The organism is Petrotoga mexicana DSM 14811, from assembly GCF_002895565.1.
GTDB classification, from domain to species: domain Bacteria; phylum Thermotogota; class Thermotogae; order Petrotogales; family Petrotogaceae; genus Petrotoga; species Petrotoga mexicana.
The window spans coordinates 1-20878 of sequence record NZ_AZRN01000034.1 but is presented as its reverse complement, the minus strand read 5'-3'; the positions used below and the strand labels follow the sequence as shown (position 1 = coordinate 20878).

The window sequence follows — 20878 nt, the reverse complement described above, 5'->3', positions numbered from 1 at the left end:
AAATGACATATATAAATCATAACATTCACAAAGAAGGGAGAATAGTTTTGTGGAATGAGTTACCTACTTTTAGCAATAAGATGTACTCTTTTTGTTATGAAATAAATATTATTTTATACTTAATTTGTTTTTAAAATTTTTAATAAAATTTTTGCTTACATACGCCTCTTCTTTTATATCTTCAAATTTAATGTTATATGTATTATTAAACCAAGGAATTATCTCTTTGATTTTATTTATATTTACAATATAGGATTTGTGAGTTCTTAAAAAGTTAGAATCATTCAAAATTTTTAAATATTCTGATATTCCTATGTTTGTTTTATAAACTTGATCTTTTGTATATACCAAAGTATCCTTTCCGTTTGCTTTACAAAAATAAATATCATTTTTATTTTTCAAAACGATCTTACCACCATCTTTTAAAGCAACCTTACCATTAGAACGCTCTTCATCTTCAGAATTCCTTTCAAGTTTTTTTAAGGTGGATATTATCCGTTCTTCGGAATATGGTTTCAATATATAGTCAAAAGCTTCTATTTCAAATGCATCCACAGCGTATTCTGGATATGCAGTTATAAAAACAAACTTTGGCGAATTTCTTAATTTTTTTGTTATTTTTGCCATCGATATGCCGTTGACACCTGGCATATTTATATCCAAAAAAATGACATCGGTTAAATTTGATTTCAAAAAATCTAAAGCATCTAAAGAATTATCAAATTCTTCCAATATTGAAATATCACTAAATTTGTTTATAAAATATTTCAGTTCTTCACGTGCGGGATATTCATCTTCAACTATTATACAGTTCAATTTTCTCTCCTCTTTCAGTTATTTTAAAAGATATTTTCGTACCTTTGTCAGTATTTTTTATTGTTAATCCATTTCCATAGGTTAACTTTAATCTATTATGAACATTTGAAAGTCCCACACTGTGGTTAAAAGAATTGTTATAAACTTTTTTTATTGTTTCATCATCGATTCCCTTACCATCATCTGATACTTCAACAAAAAATTCATTATAGTCGGTCTTACCAATATTAATTGTTATTTTACCTTTCCTTTTTCCTTCCATGATTCCATGTTTTATAGAATTTTCTACCAGAGGTTGTATTATTAAGGGCGGAATATTAAAGTTTATATCTTCTTCCATAAAAATGTCTAAAGAAATCTTATCACCATATCTTGCCTTTTCAATTTCAAAATATGATTTTACATGTTGTATTTCTTCTTTTATACTGACGAAACTTCTGTCAATTTCTAAATTGTATCTTAAAAAAGAAGAAAAGTTAAGTATTAATTTTCTTGCTTTCTCTGGGTCTGTTCTTGTGAAGAACATTATTGTATTTAAAACGTTGAAAAGAAAATGAGGATTTATTTGTGCCTGTAAGACTTTCAACTCAGCTTTTTTTGCCATTATTTTTAGTTTTTCTATTTTACTAATTTCTATTTGGGTAGATATTAATTGTGAAAGACCTTTGGCCAGAAAAATATCCCTTAAGGTTACTAAATTTTCTTGGGGGAAATAAATTTTTAATGCCCCAACAACCTCTTCTGCTTGAGTTAAAGGTACTATAATTGCAGATTTTAAAGGGCAATCATTTCGCTTGCATCCGATTTCTCTTTTATTGTATAAAATCTTTATTTCGTTATTTTCAATAGCACTTTTGGTAGCTTCGGTGGAAAAATAATCCCCGACAATATGATGATCGCTACCAAGGCCAACGTGTGCCAAAATTTTTTCGTTGTCAGTAATCGATACAGCGGCAGCTTTAATTTCTTCTCTTATTATCTCACAAGCTTTTTTTAGAGAATCATAAGAATATTCTCGAAAATAAGGTAATGTTTTGTTTGCAATCTTTAATGCTAAATGTGCTTGTTCAGCTTGCATCTCATCCCTTTGTCTGTACAGATCTGATAATATCAGTAAAACTACAGCTATGCCACCTCCAACTATTATAGGCATAGGAAGAAAAATACTTTTAACGATATTTAGCGCCCTTTCAAAAGGTTTCGAATAAAGCAGTATTAAAAGCATACTTACGGATTCTGTTGTAAGACCCATAAGCATCCCGTAAAGCCATCTTTTATTTAAAGGAGAATATTTGTATATTAAACCCGCAAGTATTCCACTGAAAAAGGTTGTTATTGCGCATGGAAATGTAGTTATTCCATCTATATCTATTAAAAACCTATGAATACTAGCTATAGAACCAGATAATAATCCAACCAAAGGTCCACCAAGTACTCCACCCACGATAACTCCAACATTCCTTGTGTTTGCAATAGCTCCATCCACATTCGTCCCGAGATAAGTGCCAAGTATTCCAAATAAACCAAAGAAAATCCCTAAAAATATTTTATCCTTTGTTTCAAACTTATCTTTTATAAGCATTTTTTTGAAGCCTTTCAATCTACTTATGAAGGCTATTATTAAAATAACATAAATAACGTTGTTGAAAAGCGGCTCAAATAAATTAAAAAATTTCATTACATATCACCTATAAAAAATTTTATAGTTCTTTTGTTATCCTAATATTATAAATATTAAACATTCCATTACCGGACTTATCGCATTAGATAATATTAAATGTCCGTGAAAAAGATTGGTTAGATTATAATTCGAGTCTTTGAGGGGGTAAACCCCCTCACATTTCCCAAAAACAAAAATCTCTTTTTTTAAAAGATCTTTGTTTGCACAATGCTGCAAACAAATGATATCATATCCTTGACTTTTTTTGAAAGGAGACAAGGAAAAAATGGAGCCATTCGATATGGGACTAACCAGCTAACGCCCCAGAGGGGGGTCTAAGGTTTGACAGAAAAATATTTGAAATCAAGTAAAAAAGAGAAGTCAGAGATTATTTCAAAGTATTGTGAGTTAACAAAAGTAAAAAGAGCTACAGCTGTAAAAAGATTTGAAAGGTATAAGAAGAAATATCTGTTTCAAGAAAGAGATACTCAAAAGAATTCAAAAAAGAGAAGAGGGCCAAAGAAGAAATATGAATCTATTCATGAAGTGATATTGTGGAAATGTTGGGGATTATCTGGGCGATAAGGTAAGAAAATTGGTAGGATATTTCAGATATAAGAGTGAAGAAGAGGTATGTTTGCTCAACGAGATTTACAACAGAGCAGACTTACTAAATAACTCTTCATACCCAATTTAAACTAAAAAACAAAGTAAAGAACGACAAGGATAAAACAATAAAAAAAGAATATGAGAAACCTAAGACTCCATTCCAACGGTTGCTTGAAAACAACACTGTTAGCGAAAAAACTAAATCTCATGAATCTAATATTTTTTGGTCTTTTATTTCAAATTTATTTCTTAAAACAAAAGAATTTTCATAACAATAGTAATTATCTTTTATACTGTAATCTTTCATTTAAATTTTATAAGCTTTTAGTACTTTTTGTATTATCTGTTCTTTAGTATATTTATTATCTTCTATCTCTTTAAAAAACGCTCTATCATTTTTATCTATTTTATAACCTTCTATTACCAGGGTATTTTTAACATATTCGAATTTATCAAAAAAAGATTTATCTGCTTTTGTTGTCATATTATTCCCTCCGACTATAATTATACAAATACTTTTACCGCCCTTAGCGATAAAACACCCCGAAAGGGGTTCAAGATTGTATAAGGTTTGTTGTCCAGCAACACTTCTCCTTTCCTCAACCGACGGTATTCTGTATTCTATTCAGAGATGTTTAATCATTGACTGCAGAGTCTGAAACACCTTCTCTTTATTAGCCGGTGGCTGAGGCTAATCAAACATGGCTTTCTCACCACAAAACTCCGCCTGCCTAGGCGGTAACTGGTTGACTATTGGCAAATATCTATTAGATTCTCCTCTACACTATTTTAGCATAAATTGTGTACTTGTGTCAATTTCTTTTGCTTTCTCAACAATATTCGTTCTGTAGGAGTATTTATTACGCATCCAAAGTCCCATGCGGTTTTCAAATTGGGATCTATCCGCTCCTCAATTATTTCCCCCACTCATTTTGATTTGTTTTCTTCAAAAGATTTTTGTATTAGGCTCTTGGCATTTTGAAATCTTTGAAGACTATCGATTGTTAACTCAACATCTCCGACTCCCAAGTGTCCGATATTTGAAACATCACGAACATATTCAGCTGGACTCTCTAAATCCGAATAATTCAATTTCAACCAAACACGAAGTCCACTTTTGTGAATACGAACACAACAAAAAATGTTATTACCATGTGTATATTTTATATAGTGTTTAAGGGCTTCTCTTTGGACTACGTTTGGATCAAGTTCTGTACAAAATTTATCAAATGTCTTAAATAACTCTACGACTTCTTGCGGTTTCCCATTTAAGTGATGCTCTTCGTTATACCCTTTTGCTTTAGATTCTGGTGAAGGAACAGGCTGTTCAGTATATTTATAAGTTGAAGGTATTTCATTTCCCAATGGTTGGATCCAAAGTATCTTTAGGGCTTTCTTGATTTGAACTGGTTTAATAGAGTCGTCCTCTAGTGTTGAGCGTATAAGTTTAATTAGTGTGTTTGGGGGATCCATAAAGAGCTTATCTAAAGCTTTTCTTATCTTTCCTGTTGTAAAGATTTGTTCACCAATTTCATCAAGCAGACCTTTAGCCATTGAATTACGTGAGAAACGTGCAAATTGTTCTGCAACTTGCTGAATCGACATGCCTTCGGTTTCTTTTGGATCAAGAGAAATTTCAAAAAGTAGTTTATTCGGGGCCTCTGCCTTTTCAGTACTATGATAAACCTTATAGTTAATACCATTGGTAAGAATACACCATTCTACACCCCCATTAGCAGCGTAACCAACAACTTGTGTAATGGCTTTAACATCTGTAAGTGAATCATTTAACGCTTTCGCTTCAATAAATAAGACAGGCTTACGGTTTATTTTAGCAGCGTAGTCAACAGACTTTCCATCAATAGTGGGATACTCAAGTTCCACTTCATCAGGATCTCTAATATCCCACCCGAGAGCTTGAAGTAATGGGTCTACAAATATCGTTCGCGTGGGATATTCTTTAAGGCCAATCTTTCGGTACTTATTCAGTTTCATACGAAGGTCTTCGATACATCTAATTAAGGCATTTATTTTTATAGAATCCATTTTTTTCATCTCCTTAAATTTCTGGCTAATTCCAATTTACTTTATTCCACGGTTTCTTTCAGCTTCTCTTAGCACTTCACCGTTTTCATTCACAGCTTCGTAAGCTCCATTAATTACAGCAGATTTTATTTGCCCTTTGGCAACAGAGTTGCCTTGTAACCCAACTGCATCTAAAATCCCTTTTTTTACCGCTAAATAAAGAGTTTCAGGATCAGTTAAAGGATCCTCTTTTTGAGGGGAGAGACTTTTAATTTTTTCTATTATAACCATGGCTTCTTCTTTCAATAAATTTACCCTTTCTTTGATTTCAGGATCGCTGGCAAAATCAGGTAAGCCACGAGATGCTAAAGAGTTTGCCCTTTTTACCATCTTCACACTTTCTATTATTTCTTTTGAAGTTGCCCTTTTCATTGCTTCACAGTACGCCACCACGTGGATTATATGTGGTTGTAAGTAAGATGAATAAAACATGGAAGAAACAAGTTGACCCATTGCGCTGTTGGGGTCGGCTGGAAAAGAAAGAAGTCCAGTTCTTATCATCCTGTAAGGTGTAAAGGTTTCATCCTTTAGTGTTTCCACCAATTCTAATTTTGCTAAAGACTTAGCTATATCCATCTTTGGAGATAACTTTGGAGGAGTGTTCATCATATATTGTTGAACATACCATCTTACACCAAGTTTTTTCGCTACATAAGCAGCTAAATAAGTAGTTGCAACAGCTAAACTGTCGTGCGCATACCTTAGTTCCCATTGGTGGGCGTCGTTAATTTCTACAGGGATGTTGTTCCTGGCATTCCACTTTATTCCTTCCATATTTTCTTTTATCGCATCTAATAAGTTCCTTTCAGACCTTCTATCAAGTTCAGAATACCAAAATATGGGTATCGCTGCCCATACGTTGTTGATAGTTCTTTTTAAAACTTGGGAAAATTCGACCATGTGGTTGGTTCCAGAGTAGCATCTTACTAAAGGATAATTGCCTCTTCGACTGGCTTCATACATGGCAACAAAGTCTTTTTCATTTCTAATGGGAGCTCCTCCTGCTCCGTCCTGGTTGGGGTCCATCTTTTCTTGCTCAAAAAAGTATTGTTGACAGTTTTGATCAGGTGCCAAAGAGATGATATCCAAGAGTTCAGATTCTGCGAGTTTTTTGATCTCCTCGATGGTTTCCTCAATTGTTTGAAGCCCAATATGGTGCCTAATTAGCGGATATGGGGATTTAAAGGCGATCCTTTCGGCTAAGGTTGAGGGAAAATTTTTCTCTTCTTTATATTTAATTTGACCTCTTAAAAACAAAACTACATCTTCTTCTTCCTCTGAACCATCAAAGATCTTTTTAAAGAAATCGTATTTTCTTGCAACCTGTGAGGTTTCAACAGTTCCTCCAAAGATAAAGTCAATGTTTTCATAATTTTTTAATTTTTTAGCCTTTTCTATAAATTCTTTTATAAGATTTTCGAAGGCATCAGCTCCCAAACGATAACTTATTGAAACAACATCTGGGGTTTCTTCGTCTATCTTTTTAATAATTTTCTCGATTGGAACCGCTCCACCTAAGTAAATAACCTCATACCCTTCATTTCGAGCTAATTCCAAAAAGTTTAAAAGACCTGCTGTATGTACGTCACTTCCCATAGAAGCACCAAGGATCTTTTTCATCATTCTCCCTCCTCAACAAGTCTTATTATGTCTTCTATGCTCATTCCTTCTAAACCCAAATCTTTTACGGTTCTACCCTCTTTCCAAAAATTTTTTCCCATCATTATATTGGCAAGATTTATGATAGAATCAATTACAGGGGTCTTCACACCATATTCTTCTCCAAAAGATGAGATAGGTACAAGACTCATTGGAAGATCTTCAAGAATATACCTGTTATCCAACGTTGGCGGTGCATATATGCCTCTATAACCAACATTGTTTCTAATAGCTTCGTATAAAGAGTTACCTCTTACATCGTATGCATAGTTTAGCCAATCCTTCGCGGTCATGGGATCGGCGTTGAAAAGCTTCATAACCTTACATCTTTCCTCATCTATTTTTTCTAAAACCTTTGCTACGGATTGGGAGATCCCTTCGAAGTAGAATTCAAACTTTCCTGCTGTTGTTTCAACCCTTGCTGCATTCAATATTAATGTAGCAGGGTGAAAAACAACTCCAATATTGTTAAAACTGGTGTAAATTACATTCTTAACTATTTCAAACTCAGGTATGGCAGTACACAATACTTCTTCTAATTCAGCATTTCTGGTAGCGGGTAGTGCAGAAACAGGAACGGCGTTTTTTATCCTAAACACTTTAGCTACTCCAGGATTGGACATTCTTGAGGCAAAAATGAAAGTTTGAGCTTCGGCAAGTATGACGTCTTTTTTTACGTTTTCTTCTTTCAATACATTGTTGAATTCTAAGGCACCACCTGTTCTACCGGGATTTAACACTATTATTTGGCCATCTTCTAAATAAGGGGCCATCCTCTTTGCTATCTCTTTATGTGCGAAGGCAGGAACAACTACCATAATTAACTTTCTTCCCTTTATTGCTTCTTCCATATTTGTTGTGGCAAAAGATATATGATATTCACCTACTACTTGACCTTCTATTCTTATTGAATGTGAGTCTATGATGGGAGATATTCTCCTTTTTGACCTATTAAAGAGAGATACATCGAACCCTTTCATGGCTAAATATCCAGCTAATGCCTGGCCTCCATTACCCGCTCCAACCACCGCTATCTTAACCATATAACCACCTCCATATTATATTTCACTGTGCGGATAAGTATTATAGCAAGATAAATTGATTGTTGCAAATATTACCTTTTCATTATATATTTTACATCATTTTTAGAAAATTATTTATACCGTCTTTAAAAACTCTAAAACTTTTTTGGCGCCCTTTCTCCCAGTACCCACCCATGAGGAATTTTAAGGGCTTAATTGAAAGTTAAAAGTTTACTTGACGTTACACTCTAATTGGAGTATAATACTCAATAAGGAGTATTAATAAAGGGATGGAGGGATAGAGAATGGAAACTTTATGGTTTTTTATAATAGTTGGATTCCTTGCCCAGGTCGTAGATGGGGCTTTGGGAATGGCTTATGGTACTATTTCAAATGCTTTATTGTTAACTGTTGGCGTACCTCCTGCTATCTCAAGTGCCTCAGTTCATTTTGCTGAGATTTTCACAACATCTATATCAGGATTTTCTCATCTAAAACTTGGTAACGTTGATAATAGCCTTTTCAAAAAACTTTTGATACCTGGTGTAATCGGGGGAGTTTTGGGGGCTTATATTTTGACAAATATAGACGGAGACAAAATCAAACCGTTCATTGGTATCTATTTATTGATTATGGGGATAAGAATATTGTACAAAGTTACCACCATGCATAAACATTCAGAAGAGAAGATTACAAGAAGGAGGCATTACTCTATCTTAGGTCTTTTAGGAGGCTTTTTCGATGCCATTGGAGGTGGAGGATGGGGGCCTATCGTTACATCAACGTTAGTTTCTGATGGAAAGAATCCGAGAAAGACTATAGGTTCAGTGAATGCTGCTGAGTTTTTTGTTACTATTTCTGAAGTTGTAGCATTCTTTGCCTTGCTATCACAATTCAATTGGAGCGTTATTATTGGATTAATTATTGGGGGAAGTTTGGCAGCTCCAATCGCCGCTTTGATAACCAAGAAAATTCCTGCTAAAGTGTTGATGATTTCTCTTGGTTGTATCATTACTTTTTTAAGCATTAGAATGATCGTATTTTAATTTCAATCAGATAAATAATTATAAACTATCGAATTAAAAAAATCGGTAATTTTGTTGATTTTCAGAATTTTATTGCTGCTTATAAAAATCCCATGGCTGGCGTGATTGGCATCATCAGGACCAATGTCATTGTCGTGTGTGTAAATGCTTTCATTACCTATGGTACCTTGACATCTCCAAGATAGATCATCAAAGTAAACAATCAAATCGGGAGGAATATTATTTACCTTATTATAAATTTTTTGGGGTTCATACACGTTTGTATTCATCTCATATCCATCTTCATTCTTAATGTCTTTCAGCTCTTGTATAAGCTTAGTTTTGAAATTATCTAATTCATTTTTTTCAATTACCCCTAAAGGTTCCCTTCCTTTTATGTTAAAAAATAGCTTGCCGTGGTAGCCACCATTTCCCCACACTTTGGTTTTACTCCAATCTATCTTTTTTTCTCTTATCAATTTGTTTATAGAAACGGGCTTTTTTGGATACTCCTTTAAAACCAAATAACCTTTCTTGATGAGCCACTCGTTAATGGCTATGCCACCGTACATAGGTTTTATGCCGTGATCTGATACTATTATAACGTCGAAATCGCCGTGAATACCATTCAAAAATTCTCCTATCTTGTTGTCTAAATGAATATAATAATCTCTAATGGCAGAATTAAATCTACTTTTTATATGTTTTGGATGTTTTTTATCGTGCAAAGCCCAAAATCCGTGGTGAATTCTGTCTGTCCCCATTTCAACCATTACAAACAAATCCCAGGGTTTGTTTTTTGCTAAATAATTCGCGATTTTAAAGTGATTATTAGTCATATCGTAGATATCTTTTAACAGTCTTTCTTTATCTTCGGTTCTAAAATCATTTACATCAAAAATGAAATGTCCTGTATTGGCTGCCAATTCATTTTTTAAATATTTTGGATAAGTATAATTTGATTCAAAAGAAGGTGTTAAAAATCCAGTAATCATATGTCCTTTCAAGGGAGAAGGAGGGTAAGTCAATGGTACACCTATCACGATGTTTTGTTTGCCTTTTTGTGTAAAAATATCCCACAATTTTTTATATTTCACGCTTTTGGAAGAAACCAACGAGAAAGAGTGATAATCATAATTTTGCCTATTTGTAAAGCCATATATTCCAAGCTCACCAGGATCTTTACCTGTAAACATGCTCATCCAGGCTGGTACAGTTATTGGAGGAATAGTCGACTCTAATTCATTGTACACTCCATTTTCCATAATTTTTCTTAAATTTGGTAAATCATCAAAAAATTCATCAAAGATTAAATTTGGTGAAGCACAATCTAATCCGATTATTACGATTTTTTTATTCATTAAGCCACTCCTTTTAAAGAAGCTATAGACAAATAATAACATAAAGATCTTTCAAAAAGAAAAACCTTTGATTAATCAAAAACGACGTGATATAATACAATTAAAAGGATCATTTGGAGCGTGACTTTCATGTCTGATAAGGTGACATTAAAAATACCAAAACCGTTGTATGATAAACTTAAATCCATAGTAGAAAATACTGGTTATTCCAGTGTTACAGAGTTTGTTGTGTTTGTGCTTAGAGATTTGGTGTCCTCTGAAGAAATCCAGCAAACCAAAAAGAATAACAAATCCACTAACCAAATTGAAACATTGACCGAAGAGGAAATAAAGGCGATCAAAAAAAGATTGAAGAATTTGGGTTATATAGATGAGTGATATCAACTATTCACTGCATCTATAATCAGTGCATAGATGCATAGTTTCTAACATAATTTTCTAGTATCCCTATTTTCTCTATTGTAACTGCCACTTTATCTCCAACATTCATCGGTCCCACACCTGAGGGTGTGCCTGTAGCAATTACATCGCCCGGATTTAGGGTCATTATTTTTGATATGAAACTTACGAGTTTTTCCACAGAAAAGATCAATTGATTAGTATTTGAGTTTTGCTTGATTTGATCGTTGAGTAAAAGTTGGATATTTAGGTTACTTGGATCAATATCCGTTACAATTGTGGGACCAAAGGGCGCAAAAGTATCAAAGGATTTTGCTCGTGTCCACTGTCCATCTTTCTTCTGCAAATCCCTAGCGGTAACATCGTTAAAACAAGTATACCCTAGGATATGTTCTTTTACGTGGTCTTCTTCTATGTCTTTGATTTTGTCTTTAATTATAACCGCAAGTTCTGCCTCATAATCTACTTGATTGCTCATTTTTGGGTATATAATACTTTCTTTTGGTCCAATCACAGCCGTTGACGGTTTTATGAAGAGAACCGGTTCTTCTGGGATTTTGTCCTTCATTTCTTCCGCATGATCTCGATAGTTTAAGCCAACACAAACGATCTTGCTAGGATTACAAGGAGCCTTTAACGTAACCTCATTGAGGGTGTAGACATTATCGGTAACTGTGAATTTGTCAAAGATATCGCCGTTAATAACTTTTATATTGTTTTCTTCCAACACGCCGTAACTTATTTTTCCATCTTTTTGAAATCTGACGAGTTTCATAATTTTACCTCCATTTTTGTTTTTGATTACCATCTTGAGAAATTCTAAAACTTTATATATAGCGCCCCTTCGCCCCGCTCCCCACCCTTGAACATTAAGGGGGTTCCCCCTTAAAAACCCCAAATTCAAGGTTAAAAACATTTAAAAAACATAGTTTGCATACTGTAGCAAACGCTCCCCACCCTTCTAAGGAAGGGCCTGCGGTTCCTAACCCAGCAGGAGAATAGCTTTTGATCGTGGGTTACCTTGTTACTTCGTTGTGTTCTTTTATATATTTTTCAAGGGTTTTAATGTCTCTGTATTCATTGTACATCCAATCTGAGTATTTTAAATCATCTGGTATAATTGATTTCATTTCTTCTAAATCGTCTTTTGTTGTCATGGGTGGGTATAGTGTGGTTCTTAAAATCAGATCCCTTTTGAAATCTTTTAGTAGATTCAAGCTTTCTTTTAGTATAACACAATTTCCACCGATAGTTTTATACTTTTGACAGCTGGTTTTTATGTCTATCGCAATCATATCTACAATATCTATAACCGTATTTAAAACTTTTGGATTGTGTCCGTTGGTATCAAGCTTTACCGAAAATCCCATATCTTTTATTTTAATGATAAAATCTCTTATATCTTTTTGTAGAGTTGGTTCTCCTCCGGTGATGACAACCCCTTCTAAAATCCCGACTCTTGATTTCAAATAAGAAAATATACTTTCTTCGTTAACCAATTGGCCTGTGAAAAAAACTAATTCAGGATTATGACAATAGGGGCATCTTAGGTTACAATAGGGACAAAATAGCACGGCAGCTATTTTGTCCGGGTAATCAATAAAGCTTACTTTTTGCATAGATGCGATTTTCATACGTTATACTCCAATCTTTCTTTGAATTCTTGCTGCTTTCCTTTATTCCAACTTTTCACAGGCCTGTAATATCCAACAACCCTTGAATAAACTTCGGTAGGTTTGCCACAAATGGGACATTCAAAATGTTCTCCTGCAATGTAACCATGGGTTTCGCAAATGGAAAAAGTTGGCGTTATGGTCATATATGGAACAGGGTATTGACTAAAAGCTTTTTTAATAAAAGTTTTTAAAGTACTTGCTTGGGGTTTTTCCTGCAAAAAGATATGTAATACTGTACCGGATGTGTATAAAGTTTGCAAAGGTGCTTGATGTTCAAGTACTTCAAATGGGTCTTCGGTGATTCCGACTGGTAAAAATGTCGAGTTTGTGTAGTACGGTTCATTATCACCTGAAGTTATTATGTCAGGATAAAGTTGTTTATCTTTTTTAGCTAACCGATAAGATGCTCCCTCTGCAGGTGTCGCCTCGAGGTTGTATAGGTTTCCAGTTTCTTCTTGATAATCTTTCAAAACCGATCTCATATAATTCAAAACTTCTATTGCAAATTCTTTTCCCCCAGTGGTTTCAATACCTCTTCCCATGAAATTTAAAAGTGATTCATGCATTCCTATTATTCCTATGGTTGAAAAATGGTTGTTGAAATGTCCCAAATAAACTTTTGTATAAGGCATAAGATTTTTGGAAAGATTTTCTTCTACCACGTATCTTTTTATTTCTAAAGAAGTTTTCGCTAAATCCATCATCGATTTTAAGTTTTCAAAATATTCTTCTTTGGTTTTAGATATATATCCTATTCGAGGAAGATTGATTGTTACTACACCTATGGAACCTGTTTTATCTGCTGAGCCAAAAAGTCCTCCACCTCTATTTTTTAATTCCCTTAGATCAAGTTGTAACCTGCAGCACATACTTCTTACATCGCCCGGATTCAAAGAACTTGAGATAAAGTTTTGGAAGTAGGGTAACCCATATTTGGCTGTGGCTTCCATCAATAAATCAACATTTTCACCTTCCCAATTAAATTCTTTGGTAATATTGTAAGTTGGGATGGGGAAAGAAAAAATTCTGCCATTTGCATCTCCTTCAATCATAGTTTCCAAGAAGGCTTTGTTCACCATATTCATCTCTTTTTGATAATCTCCATATACTCCAATTCCCTTTCCGCCAACAATTGCAGGTTCATTTTTTAGATCATCAGGAACTGTCCAATCAAGCGTGAAGTTTATAAAAGGTGGTTGTGATCCCCATCTAGAAGGTACGTTCATTGCGAAGACCATTTGTTGAATGAACTGTTTCACCTCGTCATAACTTAATTTATCTGCCCTCACAAAGGGCGCAAGTAAAGTATCTACGGAGTTAAAAGCCTGAGCACCTGCAAATTCCATTTGCATAACACCCAAAAAATTCACCATTTGCCCAGTTAAGGCAGATAGGTGTTTGGCAGGTTTGGCATTAATTTTTCCTTCCACACCTCCAAAACCTTTCTTTATTAGATCCATGAGTGACCACCCTGCACAGTAAGCGACTAGACCATGGGATAAGTCGTGAATATGTAAAGCGCCGGATGAATGAGCCTGTGATATTTCTGAAGGGTATATTTCATTTAACACATAATTTGCCAAAGCGCTGCCTGCTAAGTGTAAGTACAAACCCGGATAGGAATAAGTAGTGTTTGAATTTTCGTTAGTTCGCCAATCTTCCTTTTTAATGTATTCATTTATCGTTTTCCTTACATCAAAACTCATTTTTTCTGTGTTTGAATAATTGTCTAAGCTGCGTTTTTTCTGTTCTTTAATTAAATTCTCTTTCCTTGAATCCCCTTCAGGACCTTTCTTTATAGTTACGGGTTTCAACAACAAACTGTCTTTGATAGAATCTAAATCCATATTTTTCAACCCCCTTATATTTATGTATCAAGTTAATTTACAAAAGACTCAATTTATTGTGCTATATTTTATATCATACCACTGTATATTGTGTTTGTCAATATTGTTTATATTACAAAAAAATGGTATAATACAAAAAGTAATTTTGCTTAAACTCATGAGAAATTTGGGTGGGTCGCGGGGCGAAGGGGTACTAAAAGAGGTTTTAGAATTTTAGAGAGAGTAGAAAAGAAATTACTTGGGAGGGATTCATATGAAAAATGATTTTTTAGGGAGAAGTTTAACGGTTATGAATGATTTAACGGTTGAAGAGCAGTTATTTCTTTACAACCAAACAAAAAGGTTAAAAACAAAATGGGCAAATAAAGAAGATCATACTGAGTTTCAAATAAAAAACCAAACAGGCATTTACATAGTATTCCTCGAACCAAGTACCAGAACCAAAGAATCCTTCGTTAATGCTTCTAAATTCCACAAAAACGCTAAAATCAACATCTTCGAATCCGAACACTCCTCATTTAATAAGAAAGAAAGTTATATAGATACCTTCAACATGTTAACTGGCTATTCAGATTATTCTATATTCATTATCAGATCAAAATTGGAAGGTACTTGTAAGTTACTAGACGAGAAGGTGTCAGAATTTGCTTCAAGGCATAACCTACCACATCCTTCTTTTATAAACGCTGGAGATGGTAAGCACGAACATCCTACTCAAGAGATTTTAGATGAATTCACATTTTTAGAACAGATGGATTTCAGCAACGAGTATATTCATATAGCTCTCATTGGTGATCTTCTTCATGGAAGGACGGTTCATTCCAAAGTTGAAGGTTTAAAAATATTTAAAAATGTGGAGGTTGATTTGATAGCGCCAGAAGAATTACAGATGCCAAAACACTATATTAGCAAAATGAGGCAAAAAGGGTACAACGTTAGAATCTTCTCGTCTATAGAAGAGTACCTAAAACAAGGTAAAAAAGCAAATATTTGGTATTTCACAAGGCTTCAATTAGAACGAATGGGGGAAGATATTCTAGAAAAAGAACATATTTTGAGAAAAAGTGTGACTTTTACAAAAGAATTTCTCCCCCTTATTTCCGAAAACGTAAAATTTTATCACCCTCTACCTCGTCACAAAACTTACCCCACTATTCCAACCTTCTTGGACCCCTTACCGCTTAATGGATGGGAAAAACAGGCAATAAACGGATATTGGACAAGGATAATCTTACTTTCTATGTTTGGTGGAGCTCTAACCGCCCCCTTTGATACCTCAAGAAAACATCTTGAAATTAATGAAGATGATTTCATTATCCCTGCTCCGATAAAAGATGGTAAAAAAGGGTTGTTAAGTGAAGGGAAAAGAGGGATCAAGCCGATTGAAAATGGAACTGTAATAGATCACATAGCCAAAGGACAAAGTCCAGAAAAGATATACGAGACGATCATGAAAATAAGGAAGATTTTAAAGTTTTATAATATTGATAGTGCAGACGGAATATTTAGATCAGCAGACGGTAGATTAAAGGGCTACATTAGTTTGCCTGACGTTCATCTATCAAAGAAAGATATAAAAAAGCTTTCAGCTATATCTCCAAATACAACTGTAAATATTATTGAAGGTGGAAGAGTCAAAGAAAAATATAGGATTTCTTTACCGCCTATTATATACGGTTTCGAAGAGTTAAGGTGTAAAAACGAAAACTGTATAACCAACCCTCAAAACAACGAAAACGTACAGGTTTCTTTCATTAGAAACGAAGAGAATCAGTTAATATGTGAATATTGTGAAACCCCTCATACCTTTGAAGAAATATGGGGTCTTTAACAGTAAAAAATCTTACTTTATCTTTGTTTTTACTCTTTTAATATTTTTGTGATAAAATTGAATGATAGGGTAAAAAGTAAAGTGGGAGGAATTTTTTTGAGAAATCTCGTTTTTGATTTGGGAAATGTCCTTTTTAAATTCAATCCGGATGAGATTTTAGATGGTCTATTCAAAGATCCGATTATAAAAATGAAGTTAAAAGAGGCTGTTTTTAAAACAAGTATATGGAAAGCATTGGATAGGGGGACCTTGTCTTTTGAGGAAGCCAAAAAGATTTTCATCGAGAAAAATCCTGATTTAAAAGAAGAAATAGATATATTGCTCCAAGAATGGAAGAATTATCTTCATCCCATAACCGAAAACATAGAAATTCTACCTGAGTTGAAAGAAAACAACAAACTTTTCATATTGTCTAATTTTCATGAAGAAGCCTTCAATTATATAAGAAGAAAATACTCTTTTTTTGATATCTTTGATGGAATGATTATTTCCTACAAGGAGAAGCTATTGAAACCCGAAAAGGAAATTTATCAACTTTTGCTTAATAGGTATAATTTGAACCCAGAAGAAACCTTTTTTGTGGATGATATTATTGAGAATATAACGGCTGCCGAAGAAGTAGGAATTAAAGGTATATTATATACCGATCCTGAATCCTTGAGAGAAATGTTAAAAAGAATAGATGCCCTATAATTGTGAAAGGAGGCAATGAAGTGGATAACGTTTTTGATAAACATTGTGTATTTATCACTTCAACCGGAAGAACAGGTACGAGATTCCTTGCAAAAAGTTTATCAAAAATGGTTGAAGATTGTTATGCGGTCCATGAACCTGCGAATGTGTTTATTAAAGATCTAAAAAAATGGAGAGATGATATAAAAAGGTTCGGTTTTTATCAAATGACCGTAGGGCAGTTTTTGCCTTCCAAATCCATGTGTAAGTTGAGTACTTACAGGAGAAGAGGGAAAATAACCGATGAAAAAGCAAAAGAGTATATAAAGGGTTTGAGAAAACAAATTTTGGAGGAAACAAAGGAAAGTTTGTACGTCGAATCAAGTAACCACCTTCACGGGGTTATAGATCTATTGGGAGATGTCTTTCCTAATAGTAAAGTCGTGTTTATTATAAGGGATCCAAGAACATGGATCCGTTCAGCTATAAGTTCCTCTGTTTATTTATTGTATAGTAAAGTTGATTTTTCATTTTTAGGAATGAGTATGAGAGCTTTCCATTTCAAAGACGATCCCTACTCGATGAAATGGAATAGCATGAGTAAATTTGAAAAGTTTGCCTGGTATTATAATAAACTGAATACTTTGGTATTAGAATCTATGAAAAATAAAAAGAATTTCAAATTATATCGATACGAAGACTTATTCCTCGGTGAGAAAAAAGAAGAGAATTTTATTGATCTATTAGAATTTTCCACGAAGTTTGATGATGGATTCAGCAGAAATTATACTTTTGAACCTTCTTTTCTAAAGAAAAAAATAAACTCTGCATCGGATGAATATAAGATACCACATTGGAAAAATTGGGATAAAAAGAAAGCGCAGATACTTCAAAAACATTGTGGGGATTTGATGGATATGTTCGGTTATGGAAAAGAACCTGAGTGGTTAGAAAAGTTGAATTCGGATTATAAAGAAGAGTACGCATAATTAATATAGGAGTATTCAATGATTTCAGAAGATCTTAAACTTAGTTTGTACACAGATGGATGCGATATTAGACAAAATGAATTTCTCAAATATTATACGAGTTTTAGAATAGGAGGGTCTGTTCCATATATCTTATTCCCTAGAACTTTGAATGCTTTTGTGAATGCTTTATCGCAATTAGTTAAAAGGGACATTCCTTTCAGAATTATAGGTCAAGGAACCAACCTCATCGTAAGTGATGATCCTTTAAAATTTGTGGTACTTTCCACGAAATACTTAAATAAAATGAATTTTGAAGAAAAAAATAATATGGATTTGATTGTAGAAGCACAGAGCGGAGTGTCTTTATCTACTCTTTCTTTTTTGCTATCAGAAGATGGATACTCTGGACTTGAATTTGCTTGTGGTATTCCAGGAAGTGTAGGCGGTGGAGTTTACATGAATGCAGGAGCCTACGATGGTGAGATGAAGGATGTCGTTGTGGAAACAACGGTACTCGATTTAAAGGATGGAAAAATCAAGACTTTAAATAAATGTGATTTAGAGTTTGGTTATAGAACCAGTATTCTCCAGAAAGGTTCTTTCGTCCTTCTATCCACTAAATTCTTACTAAAAAAAGATGACCTTAAAAGGATCAAAAGTAAATTGATAGATTTTTCAATCCGCAGATGGGAGAAACAACCAATCGATTTACCATCTGCGGGAAGTATATTCAAACGCCCAAAACCAGATTTTTTTGTGGGTACTACGATAGAAAATTTAGGATTAAAAGGCTTTTCTATAGGCGAAGCTCAAATATCAACAAAACATGCAGGTTTTATAATCAACAAAGGTAACGCTACTTTCAATGATGTGATTTCATTAATTGAGTATGTAAAACGTATTGTAAAAGACGAATACAAGGTGGATCTAGAGGTTGAACCAGAGATTTGGGAATGAATTATGATTTTTTCTTTTTTTTCTTATTTTTTTTGTTAACTTTTATTTTGGCATGAGGATGTTCCTTTTTCAATTTTTCAAAATCATCTTCCGTATATGGAACAAAATCTACTTCCGTTCCAATTTTATCCGCTCTTACCACTTTGGCTTGTAACTTATCTCCGATCCTATAAACATTGCCGGTTCTTTCACCTTTCAACGTATTGTCACGTTCATCGTAGATATAATAATCATCGCTCAGCTCTGATATATGTATCAATCCACTTATCATCTTTTGGGGTATTTCTACGAATAAGCCAAATCGCGTGACGCCTGTTATGTAAACCCAAAAGACTTCTCCTATATGTCTTGAAATGTATTCAACTTTTTTCATATCTATTAGATCCCACTCAGCTTGGTCTGCGACCCTTTCCATTTCAGAAGAATTTTTAGCTATTTCAGGAAGCATTTCAGAATACTTCTTTATTTCTTTCTTTGAAAGGGTTCCTTTATGTTTGATGAACTCTTTCAGCAATCTATGAACCACTAAGTCAGGGTATCTTCTTATTGGTGATGTGAAATGTGTATAGGATGATGAAGCAAGACCAAAATGTCCCACGTTTTCTTCAGAGTACAATGCCCTCTTCATAGACCTAACAAGCATCATCTGAATATTTTTACTTAAAGGATGATTCTTTGTTTTTTCCAATATTTCCTGTAGGACCTTCGGATGAATATTTTGAGGAAACTTTACATTTATTCCCAACATATCTAGATAATTTCGCAACTGAAGCAATACATCAGGATCCGGATTTTCGTGGATTCTATATATAAAAGGTAAGCCTTGAACATCAAAGTATGAAGCAACTGTTTCGTTGGCCAAAACCATGAACTCTTCGATCATTTCTTCCGATATGCCTCTTTCCACAGGGATGATATCCTTTACATAGCCTTTTTCATCGAATTCAAAGTATACTTCGTTGCTTTCAATGTCAATTATCGAGCCTCTTTCTTTTCTTTTTGCACCAAGTATTTCCATCAGTTCTTTCATCATCTCAAGATCTGGCTTTAAAAAGCCTATTTCTTTTTTTACTTCTTCACTACAATTGTCAGATAGGAGTTCATTAACTTTTCTATAGGTCAATCTTTTGGTACTTCTTATCACTCCATTGTATATTTTTGAGTTTACCAAGTTTCCATAAGGGTCAATTTCCATTAGTAGGGACATTGTCAATCTATCTTCACCTTCAACCAAAGAACATATCCAGTTGGATAACTCAAAGGGAAGCATTGGGATAACGGTGTCGATTAAGTAAACGCTTGTACCTCGTTTGTATGCCTCTCTATCAAGAGCACTGTTATTTTTTACATAATGAGATACATCTGCTATATGTACCCCGAGTAAATAATTACCGTTATCTAACTTTTTTATACCAACGGCATCATCAAAATCTTTTGCCGTATCACCATCGATAGTAAATATAGTTTCTTTTCTAAAATCTTTTCTTCCCTTAATTTCATTTTCAGAAAGTTTATTTGGAAGTTCTTTAGCCTCTTGTACCACTTTTGGAGGGAAGTAACCTGGCTCAGGTAAATCATGCTTGAAGATCACTATAGGCAAATCTATGGAAGGGTCATCTTTGTCACCAAGGACATCTACTATCTCGACCTCTGGATTTTTTGTGGGAGATTGGTACTTTGTTATTTTTGCCTTCACTATTTGTCCGTTTTTAGCTTTTCCTACACCTTCCGGAGCTACGTAAAAATCCGTATTTATTTTTCCATCAATGGGTATAACGAATCCAAAGATCCCTTTTCTTACGAACTCACCTACCACATATTTTAACCCTCTTTTTAATATTCTAACTACCCTACCTTCTTTTAAATCACGCCATTTACCTATTATTTCAACCAAAACTAAATCTTTATGCAAACTGATTCCAGAATTTTCAACCTTCACAGCAATTTCGCTTCCATCTGGGCATTGTACAAAAGCCATATTTCCACTTTTGGTGAATTCGATGGTTCCAACAGCCATGTTTTCATCTAATTTTCTGTATCTGTTTTGTGAATCTTTAATTATTTTTCCTTCATTTAGGAGTTTTTTTAGTATTCTTCTGATTATAGTCTTTTCTGATTTTTGAAATGCATTTAGATTTTCGTAGAGTTCTTTTTGTATCATAGGCTTTTTATCTATTATTTCCAATATTAGATTTTCTAAGTTGTCTTCATTCATATTTTACCTCCATTCAATATATTATTCCATTTTTTTAAAAAGCTAAAAACTTGTTTCAGCGCCCCTTCGCCCC

Annotated in this window: 18 protein-coding genes; 7 read left to right on the top strand and 11 right to left on the bottom strand. The window is 33.9% G+C overall.

Translation table 11 applies throughout. From position 1 onward, the window contains the following. Nucleotides 1–108 precede the first annotated feature (108 nt). Nucleotides 109–816 carry a LytR/AlgR family response regulator transcription factor gene (locus tag X927_RS07955; RefSeq protein ID WP_103077550.1) on the bottom strand — a complete coding sequence of 236 codons (708 nt, stop codon included), beginning with the start codon at nt 814–816 and terminating at the stop codon, nt 109–111. Continuing rightward, nucleotides 797–2494 carry a LytS/YhcK type 5TM receptor domain-containing protein gene (locus X927_RS07950; protein WP_103077549.1) on the bottom strand — a complete coding sequence of 566 codons (1698 nt, stop codon included), beginning with the start codon at nt 2492–2494 and terminating at the stop codon, nt 797–799. Before X927_RS07950 ends, X927_RS07955 begins: the two co-directional genes overlap by 20 nt. A gap of 324 nt (nt 2495–2818) precedes the next feature. On the opposite strand from X927_RS07950, the gene X927_RS07945 reads away from it, so the two are divergent. Then, nucleotides 2819–3061 carry a hypothetical protein gene (locus X927_RS07945; RefSeq protein ID WP_103077548.1) on the top strand — a complete coding sequence of 81 codons (243 nt, stop codon included), beginning with the start codon at nt 2819–2821 and terminating at the stop codon, nt 3059–3061. Nucleotides 3062–3392: 331 nt separating this feature from the next. Here the strand turns inward: X927_RS07945 and X927_RS10220 are convergent, their stop codons facing one another. From X927_RS10220 to X927_RS07930, 4 genes are all read right to left on the bottom strand, one after another. Further along, the gene (locus X927_RS10220; protein ID WP_169925205.1) at nt 3393–3569 is read right to left on the bottom strand and encodes a hypothetical protein; all 177 of its coding nucleotides are present in this window, start codon (nt 3567–3569) and stop codon (nt 3393–3395) included. Between the two features lie 443 nt (nt 3570–4012). Further along, nucleotides 4013–5131 carry a type I restriction endonuclease gene (locus tag X927_RS07940; RefSeq protein WP_169925204.1) on the bottom strand — a complete coding sequence of 373 codons (1119 nt, stop codon included), beginning with the start codon at nt 5129–5131 and terminating at the stop codon, nt 4013–4015. Between the two features lie 36 nt (nt 5132–5167). After that, nucleotides 5168–6790: a cobalamin-dependent protein gene (locus X927_RS07935; protein ID WP_103077546.1), complete on the bottom strand. Its 1623-nt coding sequence runs from the start codon at nt 6788–6790 to the stop codon at nt 5168–5170. Next, nucleotides 6790–7872, bottom strand: coding sequence for an NAD/NADP-dependent octopine/nopaline dehydrogenase family protein (locus X927_RS07930; protein ID WP_103077545.1), 1083 nt, complete (start codon nt 7870–7872; stop codon nt 6790–6792). Before X927_RS07930 ends, X927_RS07935 begins: the two co-directional genes overlap by 1 nt. 284 nt (nt 7873–8156) lie before the next feature. Here X927_RS07930 and X927_RS07925 point away from each other — a divergent pair, with 284 nt between their 5' ends. Next, on the top strand, nt 8157–8897 hold the full coding sequence (locus X927_RS07925; RefSeq protein ID WP_103077544.1) for a sulfite exporter TauE/SafE family protein: 741 nt from the start codon (nt 8157–8159) through the stop codon (nt 8895–8897). 2 nt (nt 8898–8899) lie between these two features. Here the strand turns inward: X927_RS07925 and X927_RS07920 are convergent, their stop codons facing one another. Next, on the bottom strand, nt 8900–10237 hold the full coding sequence (locus X927_RS07920; RefSeq protein ID WP_103077543.1) for an alkaline phosphatase family protein: 1338 nt from the start codon (nt 10235–10237) through the stop codon (nt 8900–8902). A 129-nt stretch (nt 10238–10366) separates the two neighbouring features. On the opposite strand from X927_RS07920, the gene X927_RS07915 reads away from it, so the two are divergent. Then, nucleotides 10367–10615 carry a CopG family transcriptional regulator gene (locus X927_RS07915; protein ID WP_233187753.1) on the top strand — a complete coding sequence of 83 codons (249 nt, stop codon included), beginning with the start codon at nt 10367–10369 and terminating at the stop codon, nt 10613–10615. A gap of 25 nt (nt 10616–10640) precedes the next feature. On the opposite strand, the gene X927_RS07910 is transcribed toward X927_RS07915, so the two are convergent. From X927_RS07910 to X927_RS07900, 3 genes are all read right to left on the bottom strand, one after another. Further along, nucleotides 10641–11411 carry a fumarylacetoacetate hydrolase family protein gene (locus X927_RS07910; protein WP_103077808.1) on the bottom strand — a complete coding sequence of 257 codons (771 nt, stop codon included), beginning with the start codon at nt 11409–11411 and terminating at the stop codon, nt 10641–10643. 241 nt (nt 11412–11652) lie between these two features. Continuing rightward, nucleotides 11653–12270: an anaerobic ribonucleoside-triphosphate reductase activating protein gene (locus tag X927_RS07905; RefSeq protein ID WP_103077542.1), complete on the bottom strand. Its 618-nt coding sequence runs from the start codon at nt 12268–12270 to the stop codon at nt 11653–11655. Then, nucleotides 12267–14159, bottom strand: coding sequence for a ribonucleoside triphosphate reductase (locus tag X927_RS07900; protein WP_103077541.1), 1893 nt, complete (start codon nt 14157–14159; stop codon nt 12267–12269). Before X927_RS07900 ends, X927_RS07905 begins: the two co-directional genes overlap by 4 nt. Before the next feature lie 253 nt (nt 14160–14412). On the opposite strand from X927_RS07900, the gene X927_RS07895 reads away from it, so the two are divergent. The 4 genes from X927_RS07895 (at nt 14413) to murB (ending at nt 18590) form a co-directional block, all read left to right on the top strand. Next, complete coding sequence (locus X927_RS07895; RefSeq protein WP_103077540.1) at nt 14413–15990, top strand: bifunctional aspartate carbamoyltransferase catalytic subunit/aspartate carbamoyltransferase regulatory subunit; 1578 nt, start codon at nt 14413–14415, stop codon at nt 15988–15990. Between the two features lie 96 nt (nt 15991–16086). Then, on the top strand, nt 16087–16683 hold the full coding sequence (locus X927_RS07890; RefSeq protein WP_211287850.1) for an HAD family hydrolase: 597 nt from the start codon (nt 16087–16089) through the stop codon (nt 16681–16683). Nucleotides 16684–16703: 20 nt separating this feature from the next. Further along, nucleotides 16704–17651, top strand: a complete 948-nt coding sequence (locus tag X927_RS07885; protein WP_169925203.1) for a sulfotransferase — start codon at nt 16704–16706, stop codon at nt 17649–17651. 18 nt (nt 17652–17669) lie between these two features. Then, on the top strand, nt 17670–18590 hold the full coding sequence (murB, locus tag X927_RS07880; protein ID WP_103077538.1) for a UDP-N-acetylmuramate dehydrogenase: 921 nt from the start codon (nt 17670–17672) through the stop codon (nt 18588–18590). 1 nt (nt 18591) lies between these two features. Here murB and rnr read toward each other — a convergent pair whose 3' ends face one another. Continuing rightward, nucleotides 18592–20805, bottom strand: coding sequence for a ribonuclease R (rnr, locus tag X927_RS07875; protein WP_103077537.1), 2214 nt, complete (start codon nt 20803–20805; stop codon nt 18592–18594). Nucleotides 20806–20878: the final 73 nt, after the last annotated feature.